Origin of the sequence: Mycobacterium scrofulaceum, assembly GCF_001667885.1 — a bacterium.
GTDB classification, from domain to species: domain Bacteria; phylum Actinomycetota; class Actinomycetes; order Mycobacteriales; family Mycobacteriaceae; genus Mycobacterium; species Mycobacterium scrofulaceum_C.
In genome coordinates, this window is the sequence record NZ_LZJW01000116.1 from 1 (window position 1) to 11,657 (window position 11,657).

The following is an 11,657-nucleotide window of genomic DNA, read 5'->3' on the forward strand; positions in this document are numbered from 1 at the left end:
TTGGAACACCGTCGGGTCCAGGTGCCCGCCGTAGGGGGTGACGGCGTGACCGGCGGGATAGATGCGGGGGCCGACGTGCCAGCCCTGGTCGATGGCGCGCTGCAGCGCAACGTCGAGCAGGTAGCCACCGGTCTTGACCATCAGGCCCAGGTTCCGCACGGTGGTGAAGCCCGCCTCCAGCGTGGTGCGGGCATTGACCGCACCACGCAGGGTGCGATAGGCCGGGTCGTCTTGGACGCCGTGCATCGGTGATGGCAAACCTTCGGGTCCGCCGGGCCCGCCGATCAGCAGGTTGAGTTCCATGTCCATCAGGCCCGGCAGCAGCGTGACGTCGCCCAGGTCGATGACGGTGGCCGAATCCGGCACGCCGCCTTCGGGATTGACGGCGACGATGCGCTCACCCTCGACCACCACGAGCGCCGGCGAACGAACCTGGCCGTCGACGACGTCGGCCCCCGCATCTATCCCGCCGGTCACGCCGTCACCCCCTACGGCGGGCACCTGGACCCGACGGTGTTCCAACGGCTCGCGCCCGGCATCATGCCGCTTTCGATAGCGGAAGGGATCGCCAACGGCGTCCCCGACGTGATCGCCTGTGTCCGTTATCAGATCCGTCACGGCGCGAAGCTGATCAAGGTGTCGGCGTCGGGCGGAGTCATGTCCCACAGCACCGCCCCGGGTGCCCAGCAATACTCCGACGCCGAGTTCGTCGCGATCGCCGACGAAGCCCACCGGGCCGGGGTGCGGGTGGCCGCGCACGCCGTCGGCGACAGCGCGATCCAGGCATGCATCCGTGCGGGGATCGACTGCATCGAACACGGGTTCCTGGCCAGCGACGAGACGATCCAGATGATGGTCGACCACGGCACCTTCCTGGTCTCCACCACGTACCTGACCGAGGCGATGGCGATCGATCGGATCGCACCGGAGCTGCGCAAGAAAGCCGAAGAAGTGTTCCCGCGGGCGAAAGCCATGCTGCCCAAGGCGATCGCCGCCGGCGTGCGGATCGCGTGCGGCACCGACGCGCCGGCGATCCCGCACGGCCAGAACGCCAAGGAGCTGGGCGCGCTGGTGAGCCGCGGCATGACGCCGATGCAGGCGATCCGGGCGGCCACCGTGGTGGCCGCGGAACTCATCGACGCCGACGGCGAGCTCGGCCGGCTGGCCCCCGGTTACCTCGCCGACATCATCGCGGTGCCCGGCGATCCCTCCCGGGACATCGACGCCACACTCGAGGTGTCGTTCGTCATGAAGGGCGGCGAGATCTTCAAGCAAGGAGGCGGCGATGGAACTCACCGATAACATCCTGTGGCTGCTCAAGCAGGCGTTCTATTACTCGCTGACCACCATCAACGACGCGATGCGCGTGCACGGCGTCAGCACCGCCCAGATCGGCGTGTTGCGCCAACTCGCCAACGAGCCCGGCCTTTCGGGCGCCGACCTGGCCCGGCGGCTCCTGATCAGCCCCCAAGGGGTTCAGCTCGCGCTGACCGCCCTGGAACGCCGCGGCCTGGTGGAACGAAAACGCGACCCCCAGCACGGCCGGATCCTGCAGGCCTATCTCACGGTGGAGGGCCGCAACGTCGCGGCGACCGTCGTCAACGACGCGATCGCCGCTCACGAGGAGGTGTTCGGCGTCCTCAGCAAGCAGGAGCAGCAGACGCTGCGTGAACTGTTGGGCCGTGTTGTCGAAAAGGGCACCGGCCATGAGCTTTTCAACGACCACGTCGAGGACTGACATGAAGGCCCCCCGGTATCTCTAGTACTTGATATTGATGCCAAGTAGTTGATATTGTCGGGGAGATGTCAGAACCCACTGCGGCAGCCGGGGCGGGGCCGCGCAACAGCGACGAGGTCGTGACCGAGGAAGTGACCATAGTGCTGGACCGGCGCACCACCACGGTGGCCTACAGTGCGGGCGACACCTTGTTGCAGACCGCCCGCATGGCGGGTTTGGCCGCGCCGTCGTCGTGCGAAACCGGTTCCTGCGCAACGTGTATGGCGCGCCTGACGCACGGAAGCGCCCGGATGCTCAACAACGACGCGCTGGACGAGGACGAGGTCGACGAGGGCTGGGTGCTGACCTGCCAGGCGTTGCCGACCAGTCGCACGGTGCACGTGGTGTACGAGTGAACGGAGAGTCGATGAGCCGGGTGGCCGTGGTGACGGGCGGCGCCTCGGGCATGGGCGAGGCCACCTGCCACGAGCTGGGCCGGCGCGGGCACAAGGTCGCGGTCCTCGACGTCAACGAGCAAGCCGCGCAACGCGTTACCGACGACCTGCGCGGCGACGGCGTCACCGCGATCGGCGTCCGCGCCGATGTCACCGACCGGCCGGCGTTGGAGCAGGCTTTCGCCAAGGTGCGTAGCGAGCTGGGTGCGGTCACGGTGTTGGTGACCAGTGCCGGGCAGTTCGCTTACTCCGCCTTTGCCGACATCACCGCCGAATCGTGGGCGCGGATCATCGACGTCAATCTGACCGGCACGTTTCATTGCTGCCAGATCGCGCTGCCCGACATGGTCGACGCCGGCTGGGGCAGGATCGTGATGATCTCGTCATCGAGCGCTCAGCGAGGTTCACCGTTCGCCGCCCACTACGCGGCTTCCAAGGGCGGGGTGATCACCTTGACCAAATCGCTGGCGCGCGAATATGCCTCGCACGGGATCACGGTCAACAATGTCCCCCCGTCGGGGATCGAAACGCCGATGCAGCACCAGGGTCAGGCCGCCGGCTATCTGCCCTCCAACGAGCAGATCGCGGCCAACATCCCGCTGGGCTACCTGGGCACGGGGGCGGACATTGCCGCGGCGGTGGGGTTCCTGTGCTCGGAGGAGGCACGTTTCATCACCGGGCAGGTGCTGGGCGTCAACGGCGGAGCGGTGATGTGACGGCGATCAGGAGGTACAGATGACGCGATCGGGACGGCCCGCGGAGGGTTCCTGGACCGAACACTATCCCGACCTGGGCACCGGTCCGGTGTCGTTCAGCGACTCCACGTCGCCGGAGTTCTACGCACTCGAACGCGAGGCGATCTTCAAACGTGCCTGGCTGAACGTCGCGCGGGTCGAGGAGCTGCCCCGCGCGGGTAGCTATCTCACCAAAGAGCTCGAGGTGGTCGGCACGTCGGTCATCGTGGTGAAGGGGCGAGACGAGCGCATCCGCGCCTTCTACAACGTCTGCCGGCACCGGGGAAACAAGCTGGTGTGGAACGACTTTCCCCATCAGGAAACGCGAGGCACCTGCCGCCAATTCACCTGCAAGTATCACGGATGGCGCTACGACCTCGAGGGCGCCTTGAAATTCGTGCAGCAGGAAGGCGAATTCTTCGACCTCGACCGGTCGGAGTACGGGCTGCGGCCCCTGCCCTGTGACGTCTGGAACGGGTTCGTGTTCATCAACTTCGACCCCGAACCACGCCAGACCCTGCGAGAGTTCCTCGGGCCCATGGTCACGGGTCTCGACGGATACCCCTTCGACAAATTGACCGAACGCTACGAGTGGGTGGCGCACAACAACAGCAACTGGAAGATCTTCGCCGACGCGTTCCAGGAGTATTACCACGTACCTTCCCTGCATCCGCAACAAGTGCCCCCGGACGTGCGCGACCCCAACGCCGGATTCACCTGTGGGCATTTCCAGCTCGACGGTCCGCATCGGCTGGTGTCGACCGCCGGGCGTCGGCGCTGGTTGCTGCCCCCGGAGTACATGTACCCGATCGAGCGGGCCACCCAGAGCGGACTCGTCGGACCCTGGCGCACACCGGATCTCGGCCCCCTGCCCCCTGGCCTCAACCCCGGCGGCATCGAGCCCTGGGGCATCAGCAATTTCCAGATCTTCCCCAACATCGAGATCTTGATCTACGGCGGCTGGTATCTGCTGTACCGGTACTGGCCCACCTCGCACAACACGCACCGCTTCGAGGCGTATACATACTTCCACCCCGCCGGCAGTGTGCGCGAGCGGATCGAGCACGAGGTGGCGGCTGTGGTGCTCAAGGAGTTCGCCCTGCAGGACGCGGGGATGCTCGGCGGCACCCAGGCCGCGCTGGAGTACGGCATCGTCGACGAGTTCCCGCTCAACGACCAAGAAATCCTGGTACGCCACCTGCACAAGGTCGTCGTCGACTGGGTCGCGGCCTACCAACGCGAACGCGCCATGGAACCGGCAGGGGTGTGAGCCGATGTCAGATGCCATGCTGCCCAGCGCATTCGCCGAATTGGAAAAATACGCCCAGCGGTGGTGTCTGGCCACCGAGACCGAACGCTGGAACGCCCGGATCACCAGCACGATGCCCGAGATGCACGAGTTCTACGACGCGTTCTTCCCGCGACTCGAAGAGGCGATCGACTACTGCGACAAGTTTCCGCTCGACAATCTGCCCGACGACGCGCTGAACCTGCTGCACATGATCTATTCGTTGATCATGGTCGCGATGGCGGTGGAGATCATGCACCAACCCGCGCCCGTCAGTGCCGCCGACGCGGTGATGATCCGCACGGTCGAGCCGGTGCCCTGAGGACACGGCGCACTTTCATCAGGAAGGACAGGCCATGAGTCTGCTTACCATCAACAAGCTCACCGCGTCCGTCGGCGCGGAAGTCACCGGACTGGATCCGGCCCGCCTGGCGCCCGGCGACCCGGTCGGTCAGGCGGTCCTGGATGCGTTGGAGGACAACGGCGTTCTGGTCTTCCGTGGCCTGCACCTCGCCCCGGAGGTCCAGGTCGACTTCTGTCGGCTGCTGGGCGAGGTCGACCATTCCGCCGACGGCCATCACCCGGTCGCGGGCATCTACCCGATCTCGCTGAACCCGGCCAAGAACTCCTCGGCGGCAATCTTGAAGGCCACGTTCGACTGGCACATCGATGGTTGCACGCCGCTCGGCGACGAGTGCCCCCAGAAGGCCACCGTGCTGTCGGCCGTGCAGGTCGCCGAATGGGGCGGGGAAACGGAATTTGCCAGCTCTTATGCCGCCTACGAGGAGCTGACCGACGAAGAGAAGGAACGCTTCGGCTCGCTGCGCGTCGTGCATTCGCTGGAGGCCTCTCAACGCCGCGCCCACCCCGACGCCAGCCCGGAGCAGGTGGCTCGCTGGCGGTCTCGGCGCACCCATGAGCACCCGCTGGTCTGGACGCACCGCACCGGCCGTAAATCGCTGGTGTTGGGCGCCTCGGCGGATTATGTGGTGGGGATGGATCTCGACGAGGGCCGGGCCCTGCTTCAGCAGCTGCTCGACCGCGCCACCGTGGCCGAGAAGGTGTACAGCCACCAATGGTCAGTGGGGGACACCGTCATCTGGGACAACCGTGGCGTGTTGCACCGCGCGGCCCCCTACGACCCCGCCTCGCCGCGCGAGATGCTGCGCACGACCGTCCTCGGCGACGAACCGATCCAATAGGGGCGCCATGACCGAAGCGCGCCCAGTTCGTCTGACGCCGTTGCCGGCCGGGGAGTGGGACGATCGTGCCCGGGCGTCGCTGGCCTCATTGATCCCCGCGGAGCGAGCCAATCCCGGGGGCGCGGGCAACGTCCTGGCGACCCTGGTGCGCCACCCGGATCTCACCCGCGCGTATCTACCGTTCAACGCCTATCTGTTGCGGGACTCGACACTGTCGCCCCGGGTTCGAGAGGTCGCGCTACTGCGGGTGGTGTCGCGCAGCGAGTGCGAATACCTCTGGGATCACCACGTTCCGATCGCCGAGCGAGCCGGCTTGACTGCACAGGACATCAGCGCGATCAGATCCGGCGCGGCCACCGACGGCGTGGACGGAATGGTCGCTGGCGCCGTCGACGAGCTGATCGAGCACCACACCATCACCCAGCCCACGTGGGACGAGTTGGGCCGGGTGTTCAGCGACCAGCAACGCATGGACCTGGTCTTCACCATCGGCGGTTACCTGCTGCTGGCGTTGGCCGTCAACACCCTTGGTGTGCAGAACGAACAGTCCTGAGCGTTCAAGCTTTCGTGGACACGCGCCGAAGGCGAGACGAGAATCGCCCACGGCGGACCCCGCTATGGCAGGGTTGGCGTGTGTTGAGAAAAGGGTTGACCGCCGCGGCCACCGCGTTGGGCTGCACCGGTGCCGTGGTCCTGTCGACGTTCGCCCCGCCGGCCAGCGCCGAACCGGACAACTACGTCACCTTCCTATCCCCATCCCGCAACATCAGCTGCGAGATCGATTACCAGCGCCGCGGTATCCCCGACGAAGCGTTCTGCTTCAGCATCTCCCCGCCGCAGTCGGTGACGATGGATGCCGCGGGCGTCCTGTCACGGTGCAGTGGTGAGGGTTGTCTGGCCAACCCGCCCGAAGGCACACCCAGCCTCGGCTACGGAAACACGGCTGGGGCCGGGCCGTTCAGCTGCCGGTCCGAGACGGACGGCGTGACGTGCACCGTGACCTCGGGTCGCGGCTTCACGATATCGAACGCCGGGATCACGGCCGTAGGCTGACTTTCCGCCTTCAACCGCCCCGGGCCTCGATCATGGCCGAGCGGTTGACCTTGGTAGCCGCGGTGCGGGGGATCGAGTCGACGAACTCGACGGTCTTGGGCGCCTTGTAGTGAGCGAGTCGGCTCTTCGCATACTCGATCACCTGCTCTTCGGTGAGCACCGCGCCGTCGGCGGGTTGCACCACCGCATGCACCCGGCGTCCCCACTGCGCGTCGGCCAGGCCGATGACGACCACGTCGGCGATGTCGGGATGGCCCGCCAATGCCGACTCCACTTCCGCCGGAAACACATTCGCGCCTCCGGTGACGATCATGTCGACTCGGCGGTCGACGATGTAGAGGTAGCCGTCCTCGTCCAGGTACCCGATGTCGCCCGCGGAGCGGAAGCCGTCCTCGGTCGACGGGAGGGGGGCGGCGCCGCCCACGTACCGCGATCCTGCGCTCATCGGCGCGCGCAGGTAGATCTCGCCGTGCTCGCCGGGGCCGAGCTGTCTGGTTCCGGCGTCGAGGATCCGGATCTCGGTCTCCCGGAAACCACGGCCGACGCTGCCGGGATGAGCGAGCCACTCGTCGCCCCGCAACGCGGTGAGCCCGAGGTTCTCGGTCATCCCGTACGCCGACACGATCTGCTGCGGGCTCAGCAGCTCGAACCAGGTGTGCATGAGTGACGGAGGCATCACCGCGGCGCCCTGCAGGATGAACACGATGCTGGACAGGTCGCGCTGCCGGACGTCGGGCCGGGTGGCGATGCGCGCCAGCATGGTTGGCGTGGCCGTGAAGTTGGTGATCCGGAAGCGTTCGATGACATCCAAAGCCAGCGCGGCGTCGAACTTTTCGAGTATCACCAGGTGATCACCCGCCAGCAGGAAGAAGAAGGTGGCGAAGCCGTTGGTGTGGTACATCGGCGCGGGCACCATGATGGTCTGCGGTTGAGCGACCGGCGCCCAGTTCGACAGGAACGGCTCGCCGTGTTGAGGGGTCCACAGCGAGGGTGCCAGGCTGAGGATCACTTTCGGGATGCCGGTCGAACCGCTGCTGCAGATGCCGTTGACGTTCGGGGAGACGGCCTCGGGGAGGGGTTCGGCCGACTCGGCGGCCGCCTGGGTCTCCAGCAGCCACTGGCTCGTCTCGTCGACGACGACGGTGGGGTCGATCACCTCGCGCACCCGGTCGCGCTCCCATTCGGGCAGGTCCCAGTGCATGGGAACGGGAACGGCGCCGATCTTCCAGCAGCCCAGCGTGGCCAGCACCAGATAAACCGAGTTCGGGATCGCCAGCGCGACAAGCGAACCCGTCTCGGCGCCGCTGGCGGCAAGCGCGCGTCCCCACTGGTTGGCACGGGCCTCGAGCTCGCCGAACGTAAGCGACTGCGTGGTCCCGTCGAGGGCGACGATGGTGACCCCCGGGTCACCGCCGCGCTGCTCGGCGAGCTCGGAAAGCTTGACACCGAACGGGATTCCGTCCGCCAAGGGATTGGCCGCCACGTCGGCCGCCGCGGGCTCAGTCACGCCGATACCGGCCCGCTGAACAGCGTCTCCAGGGAGCCGTCCGGTACGCCGGGAATCAGTCGCAACGCGAGGGCGTCGGCGCCCAGCGGCAAGCGGATCAGCGGCTGGGTGTGCCGGTCGAGCACGCTGACGTCGGACTCGTCGCAGAAACCCAACGCGCCGAGCAGCTGATGGGAGGTGCGCAGCACCTGACGCGCGGTGTCGGACGCCTTGAGCCGCAGCACGAGTGCGTCCGCCGAGCGGACCTGCAGCGGTAGCGACTCCGGCCGGCAGACGGTGTATTTGGCCAACTCGTGCAGCCCGCGCACGGCCACCGCGGCCTCCGCGACGGCGAACCTGACGGCCTGGAAATCCGCCAGCGGCTTACCGAACTGCACGCGGGCGCGCACATGATCGGTGACGATCTGGAGCGCCTGCTGAACCGCCCCCAGAATCCGCCATGATCCCAGCACGAGATGAAGATTAACGTCGTCGGCCGGGACGGTCCCATCGGGTGCGCCGAGGGAAGCGGGCACGAGGAACGGGCCGAGTTTGGCGCTGGTCCGCGACGCCGGCCGCGGGTGGTAGCGGTTGCCGTCCAAGTCGGCGGCGATCCAGTCACCCGGTAGGTCGCCGTGGTCGATGCGTGGCGCCTCGGGGCTGACCAGGGCAAGGCGGGCGCCGTCGATCGCGAGCAACTCCTCGACGAGGGGATAGGGCAACACCATTGCGCCGGCGGCCCGGCAGAGCACGGCGGCGGCCAGCAGGTCGTCGGGCGCCGACCGCACATCGAGCTCGAACGCGCCGACCTCGCTGAGGGCCGCGCGCGCGGCGTCCCGGACGCCGTCGTCGGTCTCGGCGCGCAACGCGGCCTGCGGCCCGCCCAGCCGGCCGAGCCGCTTGGCCGCGACGGCGGCGAAATCGCTGATGTCTTGCGGCAGATCAGTTTTCACCGGTGCTCTCCCAACACGTCGCGGGCCACCAACATCTTCTGCACTTCGATGGTGCCCGACGCCACGGTGGCGGCCTGGGCGTACCGCCAATGGTCTTCGATCGCCCCGTGCAGCGCGGCGCCGCTGCCACTGTCCAGCGCTATCGGGCCCAGCACGTCGAAGAGCAGTTCGGCGACCTGCTGGTCGCACGTCGTCGTGGCGATGCGGGCGGCACTCGCCGCGGCTCCCGCCGCCGGATCGTCCTGCAACGACACCGCCCGGTAGGCCAGTAACCGGGCCACCCGTAGATCGACGAGCGCCCGAACCCAGCGGGAGCGGAGCGACTCGGGCAGCGCGGACCAGTCGTCCCCGAGCTGCCTGCTCATCCGGTCGAGCAATGATTCGCAGCGTGCGTAGCGGGCGATGCCGACGCGCTCGAACGCCAGAGCCTCGCGCATGACCCGCCAACCGTCACCGACCTCGCCGAGGACATCGCCGGGAAACGCCTGCACATCGTCGAGGAACATCTCGTTGAGGTGATGCGGTCCCAGCATCGACCCGATCGGCCGGACGGTGAAGCCGGGACGGTCCATCGGAATCAGAAAGAGGGTGAGCCGCTTCGGCTTTGGCGCCTCGGGGTCGGTGCATGCGGCCAGCACGCACCAGGATGCCATCAACGCATAGGACGTCCACACCTTCTGGCCGGTGATGCGCCAACCATCCCCGTCCGGCACGGCGCGGGTGCGCAACGAGGCGAGGTCGGTACCGGCTTCCGGCTCGGAGAAGCCCTGGCACCAGATCACGTCGCCGGCGGCGATGGCGGCCAGGTGCTTGGCGTTCTGTTCGGCGGTCCCATAGCGCATCAGCGCGGGGCCGACCCAGTTGATGCCCATGTACTGGGGACCGCGGGGCTCGTGCTGGGCCCACATCTCCTCGCGCAGCACGGTCTGCTGCCAGACCGAACCACCGCCGCCGCCATGCTCTTTCGGCCAGGCCAGCGCCAGCAGCCCCTCGGCCGCCAGCAGTTTGCAGAACGTCTCGGTGGTGGCCAGGTCCCGGGGGTTCTCCGTGCAGGCGCCCAGGAAGTCGGCGGGAATATGGTTCGCCACCAGCTCGCGCAGGTGATTCCGCAGTTCTGCGGCGTCGTCGCCGAGGTCGTAATCCATCGTCGTCATCCCTTCGGCAGCCCGAGCACCCGCTCGGCGATGATGTTGCGCTGGACCTCCGATGTCCCGCCGTAGATGGTCGCGGCGAGCGCATCCTGGCGTTCGAAGAGCAGATCCGGGTCGCTCAGCGATTGCGTGCCCTCGGCGGCCGCGGCGAGCTCCCAAACGCGCTGCAAGGTAACGGATCCGAGCAGCTTCATGGTGTCGGCCTCGGGGCTGGGCCGTCCGGCCAGTTCGTTGCCCAGGGCGCGGTATCCGGTGGCGCGCAACGCCTCGGCGTCGGCGAGCAAGGAGCCGAGCTCCGCGCAGATGTCCGCGGTCGGTTGCGCCCTGCGCACCGACTCGAGCCCGCGCTTGATCTCGACCCAGTTCATGATCCAGATCATCTGGCGTTCGTGGTGCAGCGACGACAGGGCCACGTTCCACCCGCCGTGCAGTGGGCCCAGCAGGTTGTCCGCCTGCACCTCGACGTCGTCGAGGAAGACCTCGCAGAACGTCTCGTCGGAGATCGATGCCATCCGGATGGGTTCGATCCGCACCCCCGGCGAGTGCAGATCGAGGATCAGGCAGGAGATCCCGCGGTGTTTCGGCGCCTCCGGGTCGGTGCGGGCATACAGGGTGCACCACCGTGATTCATGCGCTTGGGTGGTCCAGATCTTGTGCCCGTTGACCCGGAAGCTGTCCCCATCGCGTTCGGCGCGGGTGCGCAGGCCGGCGAAATCCGACCCGGCCTCCGGCTCGGACATGCCCAGCGCCCACCACTCGTCGCCGCGCAGGAGCGGGACGAGCAACCGCTCGATCTGGGCCGGGGTGCCGAACTGACGGATGCCGGGCGCGGCGACGTTGGGCCCCGCGATGTTCGGCAGCTTGGGCGCGGAGCGCATCGCCGCCTCGAGCCTGACCTCCATCGCGTCGCGCAAGCCCAGCGACCGACCGCCGTGTTCTTTAGGCCAGGTCGGCTGAATCCATCCGGCTTCGAAGGCGGCTCGTTGGTAGTCGCGCCGCAGGGTCAGGTCCCAGCGGTATTCGCGGTAGTTGTCGTAGTAGTCGTTGGGCAGAAAGTCGGTCAACCAGGCGCCGAACTCGTCGACGACCGCGCTCATGCCGCGCCTCCCGCGAAACGCCGGCCCACCTCGTGGTAAAGGGCGCGGCTGTCGCCCAGCATCGCTGCGGCCTGCCAGGCGCGCCGGACGTAGAGGTGGGCGTCGTGCTCCCAGGTCTGCCCGAGCGCGCCGTGCACCTGCACCGCGGTCCGCGCGCAGTTGGTGGCCGCATCGCCGGCCGCCGCTTTGGCGAGCGCCGCGGTGGTCCACGCCTCCGCGGGCGTCGTGGTCGGGTCGTCCAGCCGGGCGGCCGCGGCGTAGGTGAGACTGCGGGCGCGCTCCAATCCGACGTAGTTGTCGGCCAGCGCGTGCTTGATGCCCTGGAACGCGCCGATCGGCGTGCCGAACTGGCGGCGCGTCTTCGCGTGTTCGACGGCCCGGTTCAAGGCGGCGCTCGCCGTGCCGACGAGGTCGGCCGCCGCGGCCACCAACGGCGCGGTCAACGCGCGCTCGGTGTCGACCGGTGCGGTGACCAACGGCTCGGCGTCGACCTCGACGTCGGCCAGCGGCTGCGCGGGGTC

General features: G+C 67.9%; 12 protein-coding genes and 3 pseudogenes. 9 read left to right on the plus strand and 6 right to left on the minus strand.

From position 1 onward, the window contains the following. Nucleotides 1–477 (minus strand): annotated as a pseudogene (locus tag A5681_RS17605) (amidohydrolase family protein); the annotation flags it as partial. Between A5681_RS17605 and A5681_RS17610 the strand changes: the two are divergent. From A5681_RS17610 to A5681_RS17650, 9 genes and pseudogenes are all read left to right on the plus strand, one after another. Then, nucleotides 451–1,302 (plus strand): annotated as a pseudogene (locus A5681_RS17610) (metal-dependent hydrolase family protein); the annotation flags it as partial. The pseudogenes A5681_RS17605 and A5681_RS17610 sit on opposite strands and share 27 nt — an antisense overlap. Beyond that, a complete protein-coding gene (locus A5681_RS17615; protein ID WP_067277637.1) occupies nucleotides 1,286–1,738 on the plus strand; it encodes a MarR family winged helix-turn-helix transcriptional regulator in 453 nt (150 codons plus the stop codon). The pseudogene A5681_RS17610 and the gene A5681_RS17615, both read left to right, overlap by 17 nt. A gap of 122 nt (nucleotides 1,739–1,860) precedes the next feature. Continuing rightward, a pseudogene (locus tag A5681_RS17620) lies at nucleotides 1,861–2,133 on the plus strand (2Fe-2S iron-sulfur cluster-binding protein); the annotation flags it as partial. 11 nt (nucleotides 2,134–2,144) lie between these two features. After that, nucleotides 2,145–2,888, plus strand: a complete 744-nt coding sequence (locus A5681_RS17625) for an SDR family NAD(P)-dependent oxidoreductase (protein ID WP_067277692.1) — start codon at nucleotides 2,145–2,147, stop codon at nucleotides 2,886–2,888. Between the two features lie 19 nt (nucleotides 2,889–2,907). After that, nucleotides 2,908–4,176: an aromatic ring-hydroxylating oxygenase subunit alpha gene (locus A5681_RS17630; protein ID WP_067277645.1), complete on the plus strand. Its 1,269-nt coding sequence runs from the start codon at nucleotides 2,908–2,910 to the stop codon at nucleotides 4,174–4,176. Nucleotides 4,177–4,180: 4 nt separating this feature from the next. Beyond that, complete coding sequence (locus A5681_RS17635) at nucleotides 4,181–4,516, plus strand: hypothetical protein (protein WP_067277647.1); 336 nt, start codon at nucleotides 4,181–4,183, stop codon at nucleotides 4,514–4,516. 34 nt (nucleotides 4,517–4,550) lie between these two features. Beyond that, nucleotides 4,551–5,396 (plus strand): TauD/TfdA dioxygenase family protein, encoded by an 846-nt coding sequence (locus tag A5681_RS17640; RefSeq protein WP_067277650.1) that lies wholly within the window; start codon nucleotides 4,551–4,553, stop codon nucleotides 5,394–5,396. Between the two features lie 7 nt (nucleotides 5,397–5,403). After that, a complete protein-coding gene (locus tag A5681_RS17645) occupies nucleotides 5,404–5,949 on the plus strand; it encodes a carboxymuconolactone decarboxylase family protein (protein ID WP_067277667.1) in 546 nt (181 codons plus the stop codon). A gap of 80 nt (nucleotides 5,950–6,029) precedes the next feature. Then, the gene (locus A5681_RS17650; RefSeq protein ID WP_419866335.1) at nucleotides 6,030–6,449 is read left to right on the plus strand and encodes a hypothetical protein; all 420 of its coding nucleotides are present in this window, start codon (nucleotides 6,030–6,032) and stop codon (nucleotides 6,447–6,449) included. A gap of 10 nt (nucleotides 6,450–6,459) precedes the next feature. On the opposite strand, the gene A5681_RS17655 is transcribed toward A5681_RS17650, so the two are convergent. The 5 genes from A5681_RS17655 to A5681_RS17675 all read right to left on the minus strand — a co-directional run. After that, nucleotides 6,460–7,956, minus strand: coding sequence for a class I adenylate-forming enzyme family protein (locus A5681_RS17655; protein ID WP_067277670.1), 1,497 nt, complete (start codon nucleotides 7,954–7,956; stop codon nucleotides 6,460–6,462). Beyond that, nucleotides 7,953–8,888, minus strand: coding sequence for an acyl-CoA dehydrogenase family protein (locus A5681_RS17660; RefSeq protein ID WP_067277677.1), 936 nt, complete (start codon nucleotides 8,886–8,888; stop codon nucleotides 7,953–7,955). The genes A5681_RS17655 and A5681_RS17660 overlap by 4 nt, the downstream gene beginning before the upstream one ends. Continuing rightward, nucleotides 8,885–10,042, minus strand: a complete 1,158-nt coding sequence (locus A5681_RS17665; RefSeq protein ID WP_197498635.1) for an acyl-CoA dehydrogenase family protein — start codon at nucleotides 10,040–10,042, stop codon at nucleotides 8,885–8,887. The genes A5681_RS17660 and A5681_RS17665 overlap by 4 nt, the downstream gene beginning before the upstream one ends. After that, nucleotides 10,039–11,136 (minus strand): acyl-CoA dehydrogenase family protein, encoded by a 1,098-nt coding sequence (locus A5681_RS17670; RefSeq protein ID WP_067277680.1) that lies wholly within the window; start codon nucleotides 11,134–11,136, stop codon nucleotides 10,039–10,041. Before A5681_RS17670 ends, A5681_RS17665 begins: the two co-directional genes overlap by 4 nt. Then, a partial coding sequence (locus tag A5681_RS17675) for an acyl-CoA dehydrogenase family protein (RefSeq protein ID WP_269454963.1) occupies nucleotides 11,133–11,657 on the minus strand: 525 nt, incomplete at its 5' end. The genes A5681_RS17670 and A5681_RS17675, both read right to left, overlap by 4 nt.